The sequence below is a fragment of the Alkalimonas amylolytica genome (assembly GCF_900107845.1).
Taxonomy (GTDB): Bacteria; Pseudomonadota; Gammaproteobacteria; order Enterobacterales; family Alteromonadaceae; genus Alkalimonas; species Alkalimonas amylolytica.
This window is the reverse complement of the sequence record NZ_FNRM01000003.1, coordinates 395118-414656: the sequence shown is the minus strand read 5'-3', so window position 1 is coordinate 414656 and position 19539 is coordinate 395118. Positions and strand designations below refer to the sequence as shown.

Genomic DNA, 19539 nt, shown 5'->3' with positions numbered 1-19539 from the left:
TCAGCTAAAGCCACAGAGGGCACGTAAGGATCCAAGCACAGCGATGCCTTCGCTGGCATCTAAACTGTCTTCGGTTAAGGTATTCAGGCGGCTGACGCCATCGACACTGCCGCGGTCGGATAAGTACTGCAAAATGCGCAGTGGCTGCACCTGCGCCAGTAGATCCTGCTCGCGCCAGACACTCAGCAGTGCAATCAGGCCATAAGCGCCCCAGTTGGATACATCAGCCAGCAAAAGTTCATCGCACTCGGTGGCGGCCGGAATAATGTTGAGCTTACCGACTGCGGTCTTGATATTGCCCATGCCGATCTCATTGCCCCCATCGCCAATGGCCAGCGTTGGGCAGGCGGCCAGCGTCATAAAATCATCGAAGCTGGCACAGCGACCACTGATGTCTTCGCCCCGCATATTGTAATACTTGCCGTCCTGAGCCCGGCCTGGCCGCTCAATGGAGATCACGGCTTGTGGCTGATAATGCTGCAGGGCCTCGGCCGCCAGCGCGGCCAGGTTTTGCTGGCTGTTGACGGGCAGTGGATGGCAGTGGTAGTCGGTTTTTAGCACCGAGTAGAGCGGATCGCCACACACCAGCACAGGCCGGGCGCCCAGCTGTTGCAGGCAATCGTACAAGGCAATGGCACCCACAGGCCCGTCTGTTTCAAAAGTATCGGCGACCGGAAAACCGGTGCCGATAAAGACCACGCCCTGGCACTGGTTCAGGATGCGGGCGGCGCGTAGGTAATAACCGGGGCGCAGTGCCTGTTGCAGCTGCTGCATGCCGCGTAAATTACGCGCCACCAGCAAGTCTTCAATCTGACGACTGAGTGACAGCAATGGCTTCATCAAAGCACCTCCAGTTGGCTGTGTTGCTGCCAAAAGCGTTGTTCCTGCAAATGCAGCAGGTTATGCGCCTGCTCCATACTAATGGCTGTAAACTGCAGCTCAAAGCCGGCTGGTCGTTGGGCCAGCTGCCAGCAATCGATGGACAGCACGGAGCCTAGTTTAGGGTAACCGCCCAGGGTTTGCCGATCGCACAGCAGCACGATGGGCTGGCCATCCGGTGGTACCTGCACAGCACCGTAACAGATGCCCTCCGACAGCAGGCTGCTGCGCTGGCACTGCAGCGCCGGGCCTTGCAGCCGGTAGCCCATCCGATCGGATTTTGGCGATATTTGGTACTGGTGCTGATAAAAGCGTTGCCGCTCTGCGACCGAAAAATCCTCGCACTGATAGCCTTCAATCAGTCGCAATGCCAGTGGGCTCTGATAATCCGGCCAGAAACGCTCAGGTAAGGCGAACAGCTGCAGTGAAGCCATGGTCGCCGCTGTTGGTTTCGTCACAGGCAGTAATTGCCCGGCTGTGAGTTTGCCGCCATCCAGGCCGCCAATGCCTTCGCGCAGCACCGTAGCACAGCTGCCAAACTGCTCCGGCACACAAAAGCCGCCGGCTACTGCCAGATAAGCCCGCACGCCTGACGTTGCCATCCCAAGCTCAATGCGATCGCCTGCTTTGACCGCATGGCCTTGCCACAAAGCTTTCGGCTTGCCGTTGATGCTAAGCGGCACAGCAGCACCGCACACGGCAATAGCGCCATCTTGTTCGGCGCTCAGTTGCAAGCCGCCGAGCGTAATTTCCAAAGCGCAGCTGCCCGACGTATTGCCAAGCAGGGCATTGGCCCAACGAAAGGCATGGCCATCGGCCGGGCCTGCGCTGGTCAGGCCGAGCCGGCTTTGGCCAAAACGGCCTTGATCCTGCAGGGTGCAAAGCAGGCCAGGTTGCTCAATACGAAAACCGCTCATAATACGCCTCCCAGGCGTAAAAACTCGGCTTTGTTGATGGCGGTAAAGCGCACCTGGTCGCCCACCGCCACTGGCATGCTGGGGGTTTTGCTTGGATCAAAGAATTGCAGCGGACACAGGCCAAGCAGATTCCAGCCACCAGGGGATTCGGCCGGATAAACCGCTGTCTGGCGATCGGCAATCGCCACAGCGCCTTTGGGTACTTTGGCGCGTGGGCTATCCAGCCTGGGGGTCGCCAGGCGCTCATCCACTTCGCCCATGTAAGCAAAGCCTGGGGCAAAACCTATGGCATACACCCGGTACAGCGGCGCCTGATGCAGCTCAATCACTTGCTCGATGCTTAGTTGGTGCAGTTGTGCCAGCCGGGCCAGGTCCGGCCCGCTTTCTTCACTGTAGTACACCGGCAATTCAACCAGTTTGCCAGTCTGCTGGCTTTCGCCGCTTTGCTCTGCTAAAGCGTGTCGGATCCGAGCTTTGACCATAAAATGATCCGTTTGCAGCGGGTTGTAGCTCACCAGGATGGACGCATAGGATGGAGTCACATCCAGCAATACATCGGCCAATGCTTGTTCTAGTTGCTGGCAGGCACTCAGCACCCACTGATTGACCTCGGCCGACATCTGCTGCGGCGGGTAAAGGATCAGGCTGTTTTCGCCGGCAATCTGAATGCGGTAATCGAGCATGATGGCTAGCCTTGCAACAACTGACGAATATGCTGCACTTCGGCAATGGCCGCTTCGTTATCGCCATGCACGCACAGCGTATCTGCTTTCAGTGCCAGCCGTTTGCCGCTGCCGGTGATTACCACACCGTCACTGACCAGCAACTGCACCTGTGCCAATACCTCTGTTTGATTTAACACTGCACCCGCTTGGTTGCGAGGCATCAGCAGGCCTTCATCGGTATACCGCCGGTCGGCGAAGGCTTCAAACAACAGCGCAATACCCAGCGCATCGGCCTCGGCCTGGTGTTTGGCTTGTTCAGCCGTGGCCAGCAGCATCAGGGCCAGTGGTTTGTGGTAGCTTTGAATGGCGGTAAATACGGTTTGTAAAATAGCCGGCTGGCGCATCATATCGTTGTACAAAGCACCATGAGGTTTGACGTAGCTCAGCTCAAGCCCATGAATTTGCGCCATGCCATCCAGCGCCGCGATTTGATAATGCAGCAGGTTGATCAGCTCTTCGGGCGAACAGTTCATCGTGCGGCGGCCAAAACCCTGACGATCCGGATAGCTGGGGTGGGCGCCCACGTCAACCTGATGCTGTTTAGCCAGCGCCAGGGTGCGTTGCATCACATCGGCATCACCGGCATGAAAACCACAGGCAATGTTGGCCATATCGATGTAAGGCATTACGCTGCTGTCCATGCCCATGGTCCAGCTGCCGTAACTTTCGCCCAGATCGCAGTTTAATTTCATGCTTCCTCCGGCTAAAACAACGCCAATTTTGAATTTGGAATATCGGTCACCAACATGCAGCCCGGGCTGTGGGTAATACAAAGCTCCGGTTTGGCCTCGGCAATGGCCAGTTGCGGCGTCACGCCACAAGCCCAGAATACCGGCACTTCGCCTGCCTTGATGCTGACGGCATCACCAAAATCCGGCTGAGTTAAATCGGCAATGCCAATCGCAGCCGGATCGCCAAAATGCACCGGTGCACCATGCACCTGTGGAAAGCGGCTGCAAATCTGAATGGCGCGGATGGCATCGGCAGGCTTCATTGGCCGCATACTCACCACCATGGGGCCGCTGAATTTACCGGCGCTTTGGCAGCGGATGCTGGTGCGGTACATCGGTACATTCACGCCTTCGGTAATATTCCGAATTTCCAGCCCATCGGCCAGCAGAGCTTCTTCGAACGAGAAGGAGCAGCCTAGGAAAAAGGTGACCAAATCATCACGCCAGAGCTCGCGAATATCCGGTAGCTCCTGCACCAGCTCGCCGTGGCGAAACAGCCGGTAGCTTGGTAAGTCGCTGCGAATATCCAAGTCTGCAGCGATGGCTGCAATGCCGGTATCGCCTGGTTGGGCAGATAGCGCCACGATAGGGCAGGGCTTGGGGTTGAGCTGACAAAATTGCAGAAAATCGCTGGCATCGGCTTTTGGCAGGATCACCATATTGGCCTGCACAAAGCCGGCGGCCAGGCCAGAGGTATTGCCGCTGTGTTGTTGCAGCCGGCAAGCCAGGCGCACATCTTTGGGGTGACTGCTTTTGTTTAACATCAACGTCCTCTCAGGCATTCCGGATGGCTACAACCTACAGGTGCTACTTTATTATGAATAAACTATTTACTCAATAATGAGCGATGAAAATAAATTATTCATGATTGCTGTGGCAGGTGCGACCATACTCAATGCTAAGCATAGCATTATGCCAGCAACAGGCCGACCCCCAAAAGGGCGGCTAAGGTCCAGTGGATACTGCCTTTCGGGATAGCATCACCCAGTAGTTTTGTCAGCAGCAATGATAACACGATGCTGGTCGCCAGTAAGGTTTGGGCGATGGCTGCTTTGGTATGGCTAAACGCCAGCATTTGCAGCAACATCGCGGCGGTGGTTCCGACCAGGGCCGCGACCAGCAGCACCAGCCAGGGACGCCAGCAAAACGCTGGTCGTGGCAATGGCCGTTGCCGCCAAAGCAGCATCAGTACCAGAATAATGGCCATGCCGCCGAGAAAACGCCAATTGCTGGCTTGTAACACCGACACCTCAGTGTGCAGAAAAATATCCCGGCTAATCACAGCACCAATGGCCTGGCATAGGGCAGCCAAAGCAGCAAATTGTAGCCCAGACCAGTTCAGCGGGGTACCGCTGCTCGTACTGCCCGCTCGCAGCACCCGTTCAACCGCCAGAAATATCAGCGCCATGCCCAGCCAGTGTTGCCACAGCAGCCATTCGCTCAGCCACAGCATCGCCAGCAGGGCGGTTATTAAAGGCGCCAGGGTTTCTGCCACCAGCAGGCACTGCCGATCGCCCAAACGGCGTAGCGCTAAAAAGAAGAAGGTATCGCCAAGGCCAATGCCAATGGCACCACTGAGTAGCAGCAAGGCGAGCTGATAACTGGTTAACTCAATGGAGGGCAGTAAAAATCCCAGTGGCAGCAAGACCAGCAAGCTAATCAGGCCTTTCCAAAAGTTCAGGCTGATGGCATTGAAACTGGCGCCAAGATGGCGATAGAGCCGGGCGGCCAGTGCCCAGCAACAGGCGGTGAGCAGGGCAGCAATTTCACCTGTCATGCAGGCTCCGGAGGCGGGGAAAAACGCAGCTTAGAGATTGTGGTGGCAAAAAGCAAGTGGGTTGCCGGTCGCAGGGAGAGGAGCTGCAGGGTTATTCCACGGCGTCCAGATCGACCCGGAATTGTTTGACTTCGCCACTTTCCACCAGTTGCTGTATCGCTTGTTGCAGCAGGGGCAATAAGTGCTGATGAGGGCTGTTTTTGGATAGTGTCAGATTGACGCTGCGATTTTGAGTCAGCGGAAATTGATAGCTGGCACGTTTAAAGCGTTGATGAAAACGCGGGTTGTGTTGAATCACATTGATGGTGCTTTGTGCCGGACCTATCATCGCATCCGCTTTGCCAAGCAATACCATGGCAAAAGCGTCATCCAGCGTGGCTGCTTTGACGAGTGTTAAGGCATCATCTGCGAGTAAAGTCTCCAACTCCCTGGCGTATACATAATCCTGCACAACGGCGATACGTTGCCTGGTAAGCAACTCCCAGCTTGAGATATCAGCAGATTCCCGCAGCAGGTAAATGACTTCGGGTTTGGCCTCATCGTAAGGGATAAAATGCATAAAGCGGGCTCGCTCATCGCTGTAATTCAGGCTGGCCATTAAATCGGTTTGACCCAGCTCCATTTGACGAAGGCAGCGTGAGAAAGGGGTGTTGGGGCTGAAGCGAAGTTTGATGCCAGCACGTTCGGCAATGGTGTGCATTAAATCGACGGTAGGGCCGTAAGGCTCGGCATCGTCCGGATAAAAATGCCAGTACGGATGATCATCCAGACACCACTCCAACTCCGGATGCTGGTGTGCATTCAGTGGCAAAAGGTAAAGCAATGTCAGAAATACAATCCCAAACCGTACCATAGCAGTCCCTGAAATATGACGGCATAGCCCAAAGGCTATACCGTATCATACGCATGTTAACAACCAGGGTGCAAGTGCTTGTTGTGGCGATTTTCGGGATTAGACGGTATGCGCTTTCATCGAGGGCTTTTGCCGCCATTGCTGCCAGATAATTCGCCCAATCAAAGCTGCCAGTAGCAGTGCGGCCGATAGCTCTAGCCAGTAGGGCAGCACCGAGTGCTGATGTTGCATCGCACTGTGTACCGAGATATCAAAGTAGTTCAGCGAAAAATCAAGCAGCCAGCCAAAAAACACCGACATCACAATGACACCAAATAAGTAAGCCGCCAGCGCTCGTTTGCCTAGCTCTTTGTACACCACGCTAATAGTCGCGATGTTGGTGGCTGGTCCGGCCTGCATAAAGACCAGGGCGGCGCCCGGGGATATGCCCATCATCATCAAAGCAGCAGCAATCGGGGTAGAAGCAGTAGCGCAGACGTACATCGGCACTGAAATTAGCACCATCAATAACATGGTCCAGATGCTGCTGCCGTATTTAGCCAGTGCATCCATCGGCACCAGAGTTTGCACCAGCGCAGCGAAGAACAGGCCTATCATCAGCCACAGATAAAAATCGCTTAGCAACTTGCCGGTGCTGAACTGCAGGCCTTCTTTGGCCTGTTGCCATAAGGTTGGTTTTGTCTCAGTGACTTTTTTAGGTGCACAGCAGGATGTTTTCACAGGCACAGCAGCTTGTGAAGGGGGAGCAACTGGTGGGGCTTTGCTGGCACAGCAGCTTTTTACCGGGGCCTTTGGTTGGCTGTCGTGTGCGGTTGCTTTACCAACCAGCAGGCCAGAAGTAATGGCACTTAAAATGGCGGCGATTGGCCGTACTATGGCCATGACTGGCCCAAGCAATACATAAGAAACGGAAATCGAATCCACCCCAGTTTCCGGGGTAGCACTTAAAAAGGCTACGGTTGCTCCTTTGCCGGCACCGCCGCGGCGCAATTGCATCGCCGCCGGGATCACGCCGCAGCTGCATAAGGGCAGTGGGGCGCCCAGCAAAGCGCCTTTTACCACAGGTTTGACGCCATCGCCCCCGAGCTGGCGTTGCAGCCAGTCCATTGGGATCCAGGCTTTCATAATGGCGGCTACCAACAAGCCAACCAGTAACCAGGGCGCAGACAGCACAAACAGTTGCCAGAAGTTGTCGATAAAACTTAGCATGCTATCTGTTCCTTGTTGTTGGTACGCTCATGATGATGCTGTTCGGTTCGGGCAGGCTGGCCTTGTTCCAAAGCGGTTAGAATCGAACATTCAGTGGCACTTAACGGGCCTCCACAGCAGGCTTCATCCAATTGCTGCAATGCCTGATGAAAGCGGTTCAGCTCAGCCATCTGTTGCTGGATTTCCTGCATTTTTTGCTGCACTTTGTCTTTGACATCGGCGCACTGCCACTCACTTTTATTGTCTTCAATCTGCAGGAGTTCGCGGATTTGTTGCAGGCTAAACCCCACACTTTTAGCGCGAAGAATAAATGCCAGCCGCTTGCTGTCGGACTCATTGTACAGCCTATATCCCGCCTCAGAGCGGGCGCTAGGGTTTAGCAACTGCTGTTTTTCATAAAAACGTAGTGTATCGACGCTTACACCATGTCGCTTGACCAACTCACCAATTTTCATCATTTTTCCTCTATTGAGGCCACTTGCGTAAATACAGTATAAACCCTTGAGCTTACTCCAGAGTCAAGAGGTTAATTGGTCCAGCCTATGATGGTTGTTAATACGACAGTTGTGATGAGTACAGTCACGGCGAGTAGCATTTCCAGGGCAATGGTTTTTCTTAATTTAACCAAACCTGCTGGATGATGTAGCGCCGGTACCAAACGTAATTTATTGAAAGCACCGAGACCCAGCAGCAAACTGACCAGGCCTAGTTTAAGCAGCACTATTTGACCATAGGTTGTTTGCCAGAGTTGGCTCGGCTCAGAGAATAAAAGTAATAACATACCCAGGCCACTGCCAATCAACAGCAACAGCACAACGACCATGAGTTGCCCGAACTGCTGCATCAGGGGGTGTAGCTTGCTGGCAGCGTGTTGTTGGCATAGTCGCCATAATAGTGGTAAAGAGCCGATCCAGAGTCCGATGCAAAGCAGGTGCAAGCCAAGTGCTAACCGGCCAATGAGACCATGCTGAAGCAGATGCCCACCAAGGGTGAAGCTGAATAATAGCAGCAGCACCACAGTCAATTGCATGAGCGCTTGCAGCCGCAGGTAGTGCCTGATTAGCAGACTCAGAGCCAATAGCGTAAAGGCTGCCCACTGCCATAGCATGGCTTGTCCGGTGCCATCGGGCAGCAGCATCCAGATTAGTTCAGTGTCAAACATGCCATTGACGCCAGTCATGGCAATACTGCCAATAAAGAGTAAAAAACTGGCAGTTGCGCTCAATACGCCCAGACCAGCAACGGTCAGATAGCTTTGCCAGTGAACAGGCTGCTCTAATTTATGTTGGCGCGACAGCCAGCAGCAAAAAAATGCTCCCACTGTCAGCGCCATACAAATGAACAGCGTTAGCCGGCTTAAAACCGTCCAAAGCTCCCAGTGCATTTAGCTTTTCAACTCAGAGCTAGTCTCAGCCAGCATTGCATGGTGGTGATGCTGGTGCGATTCTGACTCAGGCTCAGGTTCCGGGTTCGATGCTTCAGCGTCTGGATCTATCTGAAAGCTGATAGTACCGGATACCCGGTGACCGTCGGCGCCCAGGGCTGCCCATTCCAGCTGATAGTGACCTGGTGCTAATGTCGGCAGCGGAAATTCAATGTGATCTGTCGGCTGGCGATTACGCTCAAAGCCAAACTCTATCGCTTGATCCTGATGTGTCAGGTCGAGTGACAGCATCCGTACCGGATCACCAAAATGCAGCATGACTACGGCGGTTGATTCATTTAAGACCGCACCATCAGCTGGGATCGAAAACTGCATTGGGGTATGGGCCAGTACTTTGGCTGGTGCAAAGCAAAGGATGACTAACGCAAAAAACATCATAAAACGGTTCATGAAAACTACCTCAAAATTTATAGTGGATCAGTATGCGCACTTGGTATGGCCCGGCTCGGGCTAACCAAAGTCATTAAAAAAACGAGTGAAAGGGAGTTAACTGAATGGTTTGGGTGGCTTAAACAGCGCTAATTGATTGACACTTAAGTCACTGAATGCATGGATACTCATTGATTCTGAAGGTTCGAATGCAGGGAGGTTATCTGTTTGATCGGCTGCAGTAGATTGAACACAGCAGCTGGCGCAGATGGCACAGGACTGAGCGTAACCATCTGATTGGGTGATATCGGCAATATTGCTCTGAGCAGTGTCCTCGTTGGCAGCGGGTTCACTGAACTCTATCTGAAGCTGTTGTTGCAGTGGTGCTGAATTTTCCATTGTGCCATGATCAGCATGACAACCAGCCATAGCCAAGCCTGCTATGCTTTTTAGCAACAGCGTGACTATCAGGACAATGGCAGAAAAACGCATTCAGGCGCACCTTCTTCAGACGATGACGCAACCTTAGCGAAAATTGCAGTTAAAGGCAAACTGGCTTTTAGCATGTGACTGATGACTGCTGCAGTTATTTTGCTACTCTGTACTGAGCCGCTGACACCAGATCTCGACGACGAGTAAGCCTACCGTCAGTAGCAGCATAAAAAAACTATGGATCACCAGCAGGTGTACCAGATCGCGGCTAAAAAATAATGGATCCAGTACCACCAGCAGAAACAGCAGCAATAGAAACCCTTTGGTTGCATGGCAAATGGTGTGCATGACTGTCTCCTTAGATAGCGTTGCTTGTGGGCAAGTGGGATTTTGTCGCAGTATAAGCTCTGGAGTTCACTCCAGAGTCAAGCCAGCGATTGCAGCATGCATCTGGTTGTAGCTGAACCGTATCAAGCACAGCGCCGCCTTTGTGAATACCCCCTTCCAACTGAGCTGCTTGCTTGGTGCGTAGCAAGTAACCGCCATAGTTGGCGCTGCTGCCTACTGTAAATAGACCCAACTCGGAGATTGCTTTTGGCCAGTGTTTTATCTTGCCTTGTCGTTGGGTAAATACGCCTTCAGTTCTGATCAGGGCAGGGATCCGTTGCATTAGCACAAAGCCTTCGGCAGGTTCCACGCCTTGCTGGATGCGGTCGATAGCATCTGCTGTCTGCAGCAAATGGCCACCGCCTTCTTGCTGGTTTTTCAACAACCAGCCTTGTTGCAGCAACTGAATTGCGGTTGCTTTCTTCAGCTCTGCTGCTGGAGTAGTTGCCACTGTCAGGTTTTGTAGTTGTTGTCTGTCGTGTTTATCCCAGCTGGCAGGTATCGGTAGTCGGCTTGGATTTTGTGCCAGTTCTTGCTGAATTTTTGTCTGGATCCATTTGCTGCCAGCCAGCTGAAGCCGAATGCCAGGGCAGAGCGCCAGCCGCAGTCGTTGCCATTGCGTTCGATGCTGGTGCCAGGCTGCTGTATCTGCAGCCAGATCGTCCAGGTTGTAGCCGGTACGAAAATAAAGCAAATCAGCTTCGCCTTCGGCTAGTTGTAGTCGATGCTGTGGACTGACCGTGGCGGTGTACAGTTCAGGCAGGGTTTTACGAAGTACTCGTGCGCCAAGTTGGCGCAGAGCTTGGGCCAGCAATTCCTGATCGAGTCGATTGCCTTCAACAGGCTCTACGACAAAGACAATCAATGGATACCCATGCCCAGCGCGCTCTGCCTGCAGCTTGGCGGCATCAAACAGCAATTGTGCTTGCGATAAAGTCGCTGAGTTGTCTGCCCACGAAGCCGGTGGGGAATTGGATCGCAGTAACGACAACCATTGCTCATTGAGTGGTCCCATGCCAGCAGCAATGGGGTTGCTCTCAACCCATCGCCAATTTTGGTGTTGATCCAGCATAAAGTCGTGCCGCAGTAAGGGCACTTCGCTGGCTCGCTCCGGTTGCTGGCTGATGGTATTGAGCATCCTCACCAGCAGTGACGTCATGTTGCTGCCAGAACGTAAAGGCTCGCTTTGTTGCTGCAACCATGTAGTTTGTTGGCTAAGGTGCACCAGTAACTGGCCCAATAGCTGCGCTTTGTGCTGAGCTTGTTGCCATAGTTTTGCTTCGAGCTGCCATGGAGTGTGGCTAACCGGTGCTGGTACAAAGCCAACGCTTTTTTGTTCCAAGCCAAGTTGCCGATTAGCAAATTCTGCAGCGCCTATGGCGGCGGGAATGCCATAATGTTTGGTAGTATGCAACATTCTCACACCCCCGCCCCGGTGCTCAGCAGCAGCTGAACACTAAATCCTGTCATTATCGCGGTGCCCAGCACCACCAGCACAAAAGCGATCATCAGTGGCCACTGAAAGATCCGCTTTAAAATAATCATTTCTGGCAGGCTGGCACCAGCGCCGCCAATTGTAAGCGCCATCACGGTTCCCAGGCTAACCCCCTTGGCAACCAGGGTGGCAGCCAGCGGTAACATGGTGCTGGCACGCACGTAGAGCATAATTCCGCTCAATGCCGCTGCCGGGATCAGCCACCAGGGGTTAGAGTTACTCAACCCTGCCAGCAATGAGGAGGGTACATAACCATGAATAACAGCGCCTACGGCAACACCTAAAGTAATATGCGGTAAAAAGCTACGGGTTTCTTTAATTGCTTGTTGCAACAGCCCTTTTAGCGACCAAGTTTTTTCAGGATGAAGTGTCAGCATGGCATTGTTGCTGCCGCAGCAGGTTGATGCTTGTGGCAATGTGATAAAGCGTTGGAACTGAAAGACTTGCAGTAACATACCGCTGAGTATTGCTACTCCCAGCACAGACAAACTATAAATCAGCAGCAATTTCAAGCCAAAAATAACCCATAGCATGGCAATCAAAAATGGGTTAAGCAGTGGTGAAGTAAACAGAAAAGTCATTACCGGACCAAACGCTGCTTTTGCTCTAAGCAAGCCCACCATCATCGGCAGGGTAGAGCAACTGCAAAAGGGGGTAATAGCCCCCAGGCCGGCGGCAAGCATATAGCCACTTTTGCCGGATAACAGTGCTTGTACCCGGGCTTTGGGGATCTTTAATTGCAGCCAACTCACGAGCATACTGATCAGAATGAACAGTAACACCAACTCGCTGAATACTATTATAAAAAACTGCATACTATTAAACAGTGCGCTTTGGCTGAGTGAGGTAAAGTCAGACATAGTTAACTCCTTATTTCTGTTTTTCCGCAAATACCGAAATAAACTTCATTTAAAGCGCTTTCCTTTGGAGTATTTATTTCGGTGATTGTGGAATTATTTTATTTCGACTAATATGGAATTGTCAATATGCTTCGATAAATATAGAATGTTTTTATTTTTAAGCAGGAGACGCTGATGGAGTTGGAACTTGCAGCTGCACGGTTGGCAGAACTGGGGCACAGTACCCGGTTGGCGATTTTCCGGCAGTTGGTGCGCGCTGGGCGTCAGGGGGTTGCAGTGGGGGACATTCAGCAGCAGCTTGATATTCCATCTTCCACTTTGTCCCATCACTTATCCCGAATGATTAAGGTGCAGCTTATGCAGCAACGACGCGAGGGGCGTACATTGTATTGTCAGCTCAATTTTGATGTGCTGGAACAGTTGCTGGGCTTCTTGTATGCAGAGTGTTGTGCCGGCGAGCGGACTCCATTTACCCTGACTAAGCTGGAGTAGTATTTTGACAGTCATGGCATTTAGGCGTATCTTTAGCACATTCTCACTCTGGTATTAGCCATGCTTAGCACCTTAGTACAACGGCAAAAAATCTGGGCCATCCCGATGATGGTTAGCCTCGCCTTGTCCTGGTGTTTGCTGTTTTGTGGTCAGTTGTTTGCAGCCAGCCATCATGCAGAGCTGCAAGCGGAAGTGCCTTCTTGCCATGGGGTTGTTGCTGAAGCCCAGGTGCATGAACTGTTGCCAGAGCACGATCTCTGTTCTGGTTGCGCGCTGGATGCGGTGCAAACGGCTACACCTGAGCTACCTGCTGTGGTGCTGTGGTTGCAGGCTGTCATTGAGCCTGTGCTGGCTGAACTGCCTGCTGAGCAACACAGTCTTTATCTGGCCCAGGGCCCGCCTTACCCCCGAACGACCCCGCTCTATCTGGAAAAATCCTTACTGCTGATCTGAGTACTGCTGGTTATCTGAACCTTGGCTGCATGCTGTGGCATGTGGTTGCTTTGGCGTTTAACCTGGCAGGATTTTTCTTATGTTGGTTTCAAAAAACAGGCGCACTGCGCTTTTTATCTGGTTATTGATGCTGAGCTATGGCGTTTTAGCGACCCCGCATCAACACGATCATACACATCACCACCCGGCAAATGCTTCTGAAGTACAGCAGGATGATCCCTTGGCGAAGCTGCGTGGTGAAGCAACCACCATTTACACTTGCTCCATGCATCCGCATGTTCGATCTGAAAATCCGAATGATCGTTGCCCGATTTGTGGTATGGCGCTGATCCCGGTCGAGCAGGATGATGACCCCTTGCCGGAAGGGGATGATGCCGTGATACGGCTAAGCCCCAGAGCCCATGCCTTATTGCAACCGGAACTTACCCCGGTACGCCGGCAACAGGCCACGGCCAGCCTGTCGCTCGTGGGACAGCTGGCAGCCGATCAAAGCCGGTTAAAAACCATCAGCGCCTGGGCTTCCGGCCGTATTGAGCAGTTGTATCTGAATAGCACAGGGGTAGATGTTACGGCTGGTCAGCCAATGGTGGAGATTTTTAACCCGGATTTGATTGTGATCCAGCAAGAGCTGGTGCAAGCCAAACAGCTTGCGGCGGCTCAGGGCAGTGCTCGTGCTGGTAGTCTGCCGGCTAGCGCCACACTGGATGCAGCGAGGCGGCGCTTGCGTTTACTCGGTGTGCCCAGCGAGCAAATTGAAGCCATCCTGCAAAGTGAAACCTTGCAGGACAGCGTGACCATCAGTGCGCCGGTTTCAGGCCGGGTGATGGAGAAAATGGTCAATGCAGGGGCCTATGTCAGCACCGGCCAGCCGCTTTTTACCGTCCTTAACCTGGACACACTTTGGCTGGAACTGGAAGCTTTTGAACATCAGTTGCCATTGATCCAGCCAGGTCAGACCGTCAAGGTCGAACTGCTGGCCCTGCCCGGTGAAACGCTGGAGACGGAAGTGCTGCTGCTGGAGCCGTTGGTCGATGCCAGCCGGCGTACGGTTCGGGTGCGGGCACTGCTGCAGAATCCCGATGGCCGTTTAAAACCGGGCATGCTGGCCCGGGCACAGCTGAAAAGCACGCAGGATGATGTACTGTTAATCCCGGTTTCCGCAGCTTTACTGACCGGGGAACGGGCGCTGGTGTATGTGAAGCTGGACGATGAACGCCCAACCTATGCCGGCCGTGAGGTCCGCTTAGGCCGGCGCTTTGGCCCCTATTACGAAGTGCTGTCCGGTTTGGATGAGCATGCCTTGGTGGTGAGCAAAGGCGCGATGCGGCTTGACAGCGAGCTGCAGATCCGCGGGCTGTCCAGCATGATGGCGGCAGCGGGTGAAGGCGGCGATCCTCATGCCCATCACCATGGCGCTCATGCCGGTGAGCCTAGCACCGAAGACGCAACCACCAGCTCCCGAAGTCGCCAGCTGGTGACTGACTTTCAGCTAAAGCCTGACGATGAACAGGCGCTGCTGCTAAGTTACCGCCAGCTCTATCAGGCTCTGACCGACGATGATTTAGCGAACTGGCAGCAGGGCGCTGCTGATTTTCACCGGGTTGTCGCTGCCATTGATTGGCCAAAAGAACTGGAGAGTAAGGTTCAGGCGATGCAGCAGGGCAAAGGCCATAGCCATCATGTCGGCTCCTTAGAGCAGGCGCGTGAGCTCTACTACCCGCAAGTGCAGGCGCTGTTGGCACTGGCCGAGCATGGGGTACTGGCCGGCGGCTGGTACCGGGCCTATTGCCCGATGGCGCGAGGCGGCCGGGGAGCGGCCTGGTTGCAGCCTCAGGATAACGTGCTCAATCCTTACTACGGTGCCATGATGCTGCGTTGTGGCGATGTAGAAACGCAATTCCCGGACCGTGAGGCTCTTCCATCCAATGGGCAATCGACGGATACCAGTCAGCATGGTGCTTTTTCACTGACAGACGCACAGCAAGAAGCCGTGTTGCAGGCTTACCAAAGCCTGTATCAAGCACTGACCAAGGATGATTTAGCCGGCTGGCAGCAGGGCGCTGCTGTCTTCCACCAGGCCGTTGCCGCCATTGATTGGCCAAAGGCACTGGAGGCTGAGGTTCAGGCCATGCAGCAGGGCAAAGGCCATAGCCATCATGTTGGCTCCTTAGAGCAGGCGCGTGAGCTGTACTACCCGCAAGTGCAGGCGCTGTTGACACTGGCCGAGCAGGGCGTACTGGCCGGCGACTGGTACCGGGCCTATTGCCCGATGGCGCGTGGCGGCCGGGGCGCGGCCTGGTTGCAACCTCAGGATAACGTGCTCAACCCTTACTACGGTGCCATGATGCTGCGCTGTGGCGATATCCAGCAGCAGTTTGTCGGGGAGGGACAGCATGCACACTGATAGCGAAACTGGCACTGGCTCAACTGATACTGTTTCAACGGCTACTGCCTCGCCCTGGTTTGATCGCCTGATGCAAAGCTGCCTGCAGCAAAAGTTGCTGGTGCTGCTGATGGCTGGCCTCTTGCTGGTGGCTGGTGTTGCCTTCGCTCCTTTTGGCTGGAAAACCGGCATGCCGCTTGAACCGGTCGCGGTCGATGCCATTCCAAACCTGGGTGAAAACCAGCAAATTGTCTTTACCGATTGGCCCGGCCGCTCGCCGCAGGACGTGGAAGATCAAATCAGTTACCCACTGAGTGTGGCGCTGATGGGCGTCCCTGGCGTAAAGGATGTGCGTTCTTTGTCGATGTTTGGTTTTTCCAACATTGCGGTGATTTTTGACGACAGTGTGGAGTTTTACTGGTCACGTACCCGCTTGTTGGAAAAACTGGCCAGTCTGCCAGCCGATGCCTTGCCGGCTGGGGTGCAGCCAACGCTTGGACCGGATGCAACCGCACTGGGGCAGGTCTTTCTCTACACGTTAGAAGGGCGTGATCCTGCAGGCAACACCACCGGTGGCTGGGATCTGGATGAACTGCGCAGCGTGCAGGATTGGTACCTGAGAACCGGCCTGCTGGCTGCCGAAGGCATCAGCGAAGTAGCTTCCATTGGTGGTTATCAGCGGGAGTATCAGGTGGAGGTCGACCCCGATCTGCTGCGGATACATCGGGTGACGCTTGCGCAAGTGACCTCGGCGGTGATGGCAGCTAATCTGGATGTCAGTGCCGGCAGCCGGGAACTGAATGGGGTCGAGTACCTGATCCGCGGTGTTGGTTTTGTCAAACAACTGAGCGATATCGAGCAGGCGGTGGTGCGGCTGGCACCGGACAACACCCCGATCCGGGTTGCCGATGTGGCCCGGGTGCAATTTGGCCCGGCTGAGCGGCGTGGTGCGCTGGATGTCAATGGCGCCGAGGCCGTCGGTGGTGTGGTCACGGTGCGTGAGGGTTACAATCCGCGTCAGGCCATTGCCAATGTTAAGCGTCGTCTCGAAGAGGTACAACGTGGCTTACCGGCCAAGGCCGTGATTGACTGGCAGCAAGTGACTGCGGCCGAGGTAGACGCCTTTGCCCGGGATTGGCAATTGCCTGCCTGGCAGGGACGGGACCCGGCTGTGCAGGCCGACTGGCTGGGTTTTTTACGGGCCCAGCCAACTGATAGCTGGCCCAGCTGGTTGACCTTAAGCCAACTGACGGTGGTGCCTTTCTACGATCGCAGTGAACTGATTGATGAGACCTTGGGCACCTTGCAGGATGCGCTGAGCCAGCAATTGCTGGTGACGGTGGTGGTGGTGCTGGCTTTGCTGCTGCACTTTCGGGCGGCACTGGCGGTCAGCCTGATGTTGCCGATGGCCGTGCTGCTGAGCTTCATTGCCATGAAGTGGCTGGCGGTCGATGCCAACATCGTCGCGCTGGCGGGCATTGCTATCGCCATTGGTACCATTGTTGATATGGGCATTATTGTCAGCGAAAACCTGCTGCGGCAGCGTCAGCAGCAACCCGAGTTAAAAGCCGTTGACGCTGTGATGCAAGCCGGCAGGGAAGTGGGCCCGGCTATTCTGACGGCCATCAGCACCACCGTGATCAGCTTTTTACCGGTCTTTACCATGACCGGTGCCGAGGGCAAGTTGTTCGGGCCTTTGGCTTACACCAAAACCTTTGTACTGTTATCGGCGGCGCTGCTCGCATTAACGGTACTGCCGGTATTGCTGGCTTTGTTGTTTCGCTGGCGCAAAGCCGATGCCTGGCAGGCCTGGCAGCAGCACCTGCTAAGCAGCGCCCGCTGGTGGCTGTTGGCAGCTTTTGTGCTGGCGGCCATCTGGTTTGGTTCCGGACTGCTGTGGCTGGCCAGCCTGTTTTATGCTGCGGTCTTGCTCTGGTCAGGTTATCGGGCAACATTAGGTGATCGACTGTGGAGCAAGCTACGGCAGCAGTTCCCGCTATGTCGCAGGATTGAGCAAAGGCTGCACGCCTTTGACCAACAATTCTCACTACCGGCAGCCGCTTTATGGCGCCTTGGTCATGGCCTGCTGGTGATCCTGGTGCTGCTGGCGGCGGTCAGTTTGCTGAGTCAGGTATGGCTGCCGCTCGGGCCTTTGGCCGGTAGCTTGGCCAACTGGGGCTTTGTCACCTTATTGCTGGCAGGGGTGCTGGGCTTTTTTATGCTGTTTTTATGGGGCTACCCCTGGCTTCTGGCCGCATTTTTGCGGCTGAAATGGCTGTTTTTAAGTGTGCCTCTTTTGGTGGTAGGCTTTGGCCTGACGGTTTGGCTGGGCGCACAGCAGACGCTGGGCTGGTTGCCTGGTCATTGGCAGCACAGTGACCGTTGGGTTGATCTTACCCATCGTTACCCAGGTCTTGGCCGTGAGTTTATGCCGGCACTTGATGAAGGGGCCTTTTTGCTGATGCCAAGCTTAATGCCGCATGCTTCCATTGGCGAAGCGCTGGCGGTGTTGCAGCAGCAAGATACGGCCATAGCAGCCATCCCGGAAGTGCGTTCGGTGGTGGGTAAAATTGGCCGGGCCGAAACCGCACTGGATCCGGCTCCCCTAGGCATGATTGAAACCCTGATCCAATACCACAGCGAGTTTAAAACCGATGCTGCTGGCCGGCGGCTGGCGTTTCGCTTCGACAACCGTGCAGGGGACTTCGTGCGCGATAAGCAAGGTGAGCTGATTGAAGACCCGCGTGGCCGGCCATACCGGCAATGGCGGGAGCATATCCAGTCGCCGGATGACATCTGGCAGGAAATTGTGCGTGCTGCCCAGTTGCCGGGCGTGACTTCAGCACCAAAGTTGCAGCCCATTGAAACCCGTTTGCTTATGCTGCAAACCGGCATGCGGGCGGCCATGGGGGTGAAATTATCGGCACCGGATCTGGCAACACTGGATCAATTGGCTCTTGAACTGGAGCAATTGCTGCGCCAGGCACCCGGGGTGCAGGCCGCGTCAGTCAGTGCTGAGCGCATTGTTGGTCAGCCTTACCTGGAGATCCATCCGGATCGCGCTGCTATTGCCCGTTACGGTGTGAGCATGCAGCAAGTACAGCAGGCCATTGCGACCGCCATAGGCGGCATGGAAGCTGGTCGCACCGTGGAAGGACGCGAGCGTTATGGCATCACGGTACGCTACATGCGTGAACGCCGCGATAGTCTGGAGCAACTGGCCGAGGTGTTGATTGATACCGCGTCCGGTTATCCGGTGCCTTTAACCCAGCTGGCGGAAATCCGCTACCAGCGGGGCCCGCAGATGATCCGCTCGGAAAATACGTTTTTAACTGCCTACGTTACCTTTGGTAGCCTGAGCGGCTGGGCTGAAGTCGATGTGGTGGATGCAGTGGCAGCCCATCTGGATGCTGCCATTGCCAGCGGCGACTGGCAACTGCCGGCCGGAGCCAGTTACAGCTTTGCTGGTAGCTTCGAGCATCAGCAGCGAGCCAGCCAAACCTTGCAATGGGTGATCCCCTTGTCGCTGGTACTGATTTTTATGCTGTTGTATCTGCAGTTTAAGCGGGTTAGTACAGCGCTGATGATTTTCAGCAGCATTGCAGTGGCCTGGTCTGGCGGCTTTATCATGTTGGATTTGTTCGCTCAACCCTGGTTCTTAAACATCGACTGGTTCGATACCAATCTGCGGTCTTTGTTTCAGCTGCAAAGCTATCACCTGAGTATTGCGGTTTGGGTCGGCTTTTTGGCGTTGTTTGGCATCGCGGTCGACGATGGGGTGGTGATGGCCACTTACCTGAAGCAGCAATTTAGTGCGGCTAAACCAAAAAGCCGTAGTGAAGTGCGGGCCCTGGTGATGCAGGCCGCGTTAAAACGGATCCGTCCTTGTTTGATGACCTCGGCTACCACCATGTTAGCCCTGTTGCCGGTACTAACCGCCACTGGTCGTGGCGCCGATCTGATGATCCCTATGGCCATTCCAACCCTTGGCGGTATGCTGTTTGTGCTGCTGAGTGTCTTTATGGTGCCGGTGCTGTATGCCATGGTCGAGGAGCGGCGGTTGGCTCAATCCCGCTGATCTCCATCTGGCGGAGCCAGTATTACTTTGTTATAAGCCAATAAAAAAAGGCAGC

Annotated in this window: 19 protein-coding genes; 4 read left to right on the top strand and 15 right to left on the bottom strand. The window is 54.5% G+C overall.

Going from position 1 to position 19539, the window contains the following annotated elements; all coding sequences use genetic code 11:
• The 15 genes from BLW37_RS08190 to BLW37_RS08120 form a co-directional block, all read right to left on the bottom strand.
• A complete protein-coding gene (locus BLW37_RS08190; RefSeq protein ID WP_091341738.1) occupies window positions 1-840 on the bottom strand; it encodes a DUF4392 domain-containing protein in 840 nt (279 codons plus the stop codon).
• Window positions 840-1796, bottom strand: a complete 957-nt coding sequence (locus tag BLW37_RS08185) for a 5-oxoprolinase subunit C family protein (RefSeq protein ID WP_091341737.1) — start codon at window positions 1794-1796, stop codon at window positions 840-842. Before BLW37_RS08185 ends, BLW37_RS08190 begins: the two co-directional genes overlap by 1 nt.
• A complete protein-coding gene (gene pxpB, locus BLW37_RS08180) occupies window positions 1793-2479 on the bottom strand; it encodes a 5-oxoprolinase subunit PxpB (RefSeq protein ID WP_091341735.1) in 687 nt (228 codons plus the stop codon). The genes BLW37_RS08185 and pxpB overlap by 4 nt, the downstream gene beginning before the upstream one ends.
• A gap of 5 nt (window positions 2480-2484) precedes the next feature.
• A complete protein-coding gene (locus BLW37_RS08175; protein ID WP_091341733.1) occupies window positions 2485-3213 on the bottom strand; it encodes a 5-oxoprolinase subunit PxpA in 729 nt (242 codons plus the stop codon).
• An 11-nt stretch (window positions 3214-3224) separates the two neighbouring features.
• Complete coding sequence (locus BLW37_RS08170; RefSeq protein WP_091341732.1) at window positions 3225-4016, bottom strand: putative hydro-lyase; 792 nt, start codon at window positions 4014-4016, stop codon at window positions 3225-3227.
• Between the two features lie 146 nt (window positions 4017-4162).
• A complete protein-coding gene (locus BLW37_RS08165) occupies window positions 4163-5029 on the bottom strand; it encodes a DMT family transporter (RefSeq protein WP_091341730.1) in 867 nt (288 codons plus the stop codon).
• A 91-nt stretch (window positions 5030-5120) separates the two neighbouring features.
• Window positions 5121-5882, bottom strand: coding sequence for a substrate-binding periplasmic protein (locus tag BLW37_RS08160; RefSeq protein ID WP_091341729.1), 762 nt, complete (start codon window positions 5880-5882; stop codon window positions 5121-5123).
• A 99-nt stretch (window positions 5883-5981) separates the two neighbouring features.
• Window positions 5982-7091, bottom strand: coding sequence for an SO_0444 family Cu/Zn efflux transporter (locus tag BLW37_RS08155; RefSeq protein ID WP_091341727.1), 1110 nt, complete (start codon window positions 7089-7091; stop codon window positions 5982-5984).
• On the bottom strand, window positions 7085-7549 hold the full coding sequence (gene zntR / locus BLW37_RS08150) for a Zn(2+)-responsive transcriptional regulator (RefSeq protein ID WP_171907578.1): 465 nt from the start codon (window positions 7547-7549) through the stop codon (window positions 7085-7087). The genes BLW37_RS08155 and zntR overlap by 7 nt, the downstream gene beginning before the upstream one ends.
• A gap of 68 nt (window positions 7550-7617) precedes the next feature.
• Window positions 7618-8475: a CopD family protein gene (locus tag BLW37_RS08145; RefSeq protein WP_091341724.1), complete on the bottom strand. Its 858-nt coding sequence runs from the start codon at window positions 8473-8475 to the stop codon at window positions 7618-7620.
• A complete protein-coding gene (locus BLW37_RS08140; protein WP_091341723.1) occupies window positions 8476-8925 on the bottom strand; it encodes a copper resistance CopC family protein in 450 nt (149 codons plus the stop codon).
• Window positions 8926-9021: 96 nt separating this feature from the next.
• Window positions 9022-9396: a hypothetical protein gene (locus tag BLW37_RS08135; RefSeq protein WP_091341721.1), complete on the bottom strand. Its 375-nt coding sequence runs from the start codon at window positions 9394-9396 to the stop codon at window positions 9022-9024.
• A gap of 102 nt (window positions 9397-9498) precedes the next feature.
• Complete coding sequence (locus BLW37_RS08130; protein WP_091341719.1) at window positions 9499-9684, bottom strand: hypothetical protein; 186 nt, start codon at window positions 9682-9684, stop codon at window positions 9499-9501.
• A 10-nt stretch (window positions 9685-9694) separates the two neighbouring features.
• On the bottom strand, window positions 9695-11140 hold the full coding sequence (locus BLW37_RS08125; protein WP_091341717.1) for a hypothetical protein: 1446 nt from the start codon (window positions 11138-11140) through the stop codon (window positions 9695-9697).
• Between the two features lie 2 nt (window positions 11141-11142).
• Window positions 11143-12078, bottom strand: a complete 936-nt coding sequence (locus BLW37_RS08120) for a permease (RefSeq protein WP_091341715.1) — start codon at window positions 12076-12078, stop codon at window positions 11143-11145.
• Window positions 12079-12252: 174 nt separating this feature from the next.
• Between BLW37_RS08120 and BLW37_RS08115 the strand changes: the two genes are divergently transcribed.
• The 4 genes from BLW37_RS08115 to BLW37_RS08100 all read left to right on the top strand — a co-directional run bounded on the left by BLW37_RS08115 (window position 12253) and on the right by BLW37_RS08100 (window position 19484).
• Window positions 12253-12570 (top strand): ArsR/SmtB family transcription factor, encoded by a 318-nt coding sequence (locus tag BLW37_RS08115; RefSeq protein WP_091341713.1) that lies wholly within the window; start codon window positions 12253-12255, stop codon window positions 12568-12570.
• Between the two features lie 60 nt (window positions 12571-12630).
• Complete coding sequence (locus tag BLW37_RS08110; RefSeq protein WP_091341712.1) at window positions 12631-13023, top strand: hypothetical protein; 393 nt, start codon at window positions 12631-12633, stop codon at window positions 13021-13023.
• Between the two features lie 79 nt (window positions 13024-13102).
• Complete coding sequence (locus tag BLW37_RS08105) at window positions 13103-15427, top strand: efflux RND transporter periplasmic adaptor subunit (RefSeq protein WP_091341710.1); 2325 nt, start codon at window positions 13103-13105, stop codon at window positions 15425-15427.
• Between the two features lie 70 nt (window positions 15428-15497).
• Window positions 15498-19484: an efflux RND transporter permease subunit gene (locus BLW37_RS08100; protein ID WP_245785670.1), complete on the top strand. Its 3987-nt coding sequence runs from the start codon at window positions 15498-15500 to the stop codon at window positions 19482-19484.
• Window positions 19485-19539 lie beyond the last annotated feature (55 nt).

Coding starts and splice junctions, on each gene's coding strand:
- BLW37_RS08100 (WP_245785670.1), top strand. CDS start 15,498: ATGCAAAGCTGCCTGCAGCAAAAGTTGCTGGTGCTGCTGATGGCTGGC.
- BLW37_RS08130 (WP_091341719.1), bottom strand. CDS start 9,684: ATGCACACCATTTGCCATGCAACCAAAGGGTTTCTATTGCTGCTGTTT.
- BLW37_RS08160 (WP_091341729.1), bottom strand. CDS start 5,882: ATGGTACGGTTTGGGATTGTATTTCTGACATTGCTTTACCTTTTGCCA.
- BLW37_RS08140 (WP_091341723.1), bottom strand. CDS start 8,925: ATGAACCGTTTTATGATGTTTTTTGCGTTAGTCATCCTTTGCTTTGCA.
- BLW37_RS08145 (WP_091341724.1), bottom strand. CDS start 8,475: ATGCACTGGGAGCTTTGGACGGTTTTAAGCCGGCTAACGCTGTTCATT.
- BLW37_RS08155 (WP_091341727.1), bottom strand. CDS start 7,091: ATGCTAAGTTTTATCGACAACTTCTGGCAACTGTTTGTGCTGTCTGCG.
- BLW37_RS08175 (WP_091341733.1), bottom strand. CDS start 3,213: ATGAAATTAAACTGCGATCTGGGCGAAAGTTACGGCAGCTGGACCATG.
- BLW37_RS08170 (WP_091341732.1), bottom strand. CDS start 4,016: ATGTTAAACAAAAGCAGTCACCCCAAAGATGTGCGCCTGGCTTGCCGG.
- BLW37_RS08185 (WP_091341737.1), bottom strand. CDS start 1,796: ATGAGCGGTTTTCGTATTGAGCAACCTGGCCTGCTTTGCACCCTGCAG.
- BLW37_RS08105 (WP_091341710.1), top strand. CDS start 13,103: ATGTTGGTTTCAAAAAACAGGCGCACTGCGCTTTTTATCTGGTTATTG.
- BLW37_RS08190 (WP_091341738.1), bottom strand. CDS start 840: ATGAAGCCATTGCTGTCACTCAGTCGTCAGATTGAAGACTTGCTGGTG.
- zntR (WP_171907578.1), bottom strand. CDS start 7,549: ATGATGAAAATTGGTGAGTTGGTCAAGCGACATGGTGTAAGCGTCGAT.
- BLW37_RS08135 (WP_091341721.1), bottom strand. CDS start 9,396: ATGCGTTTTTCTGCCATTGTCCTGATAGTCACGCTGTTGCTAAAAAGC.
- BLW37_RS08115 (WP_091341713.1), top strand. CDS start 12,253: ATGGAGTTGGAACTTGCAGCTGCACGGTTGGCAGAACTGGGGCACAGT.
- pxpB (WP_091341735.1), bottom strand. CDS start 2,479: ATGCTCGATTACCGCATTCAGATTGCCGGCGAAAACAGCCTGATCCTT.
- BLW37_RS08165 (WP_091341730.1), bottom strand. CDS start 5,029: ATGACAGGTGAAATTGCTGCCCTGCTCACCGCCTGTTGCTGGGCACTG.
- BLW37_RS08110 (WP_091341712.1), top strand. CDS start 12,631: ATGCTTAGCACCTTAGTACAACGGCAAAAAATCTGGGCCATCCCGATG.
- BLW37_RS08125 (WP_091341717.1), bottom strand. CDS start 11,140: ATGTTGCATACTACCAAACATTATGGCATTCCCGCCGCCATAGGCGCT.
- BLW37_RS08120 (WP_091341715.1), bottom strand. CDS start 12,078: ATGTCTGACTTTACCTCACTCAGCCAAAGCGCACTGTTTAATAGTATG.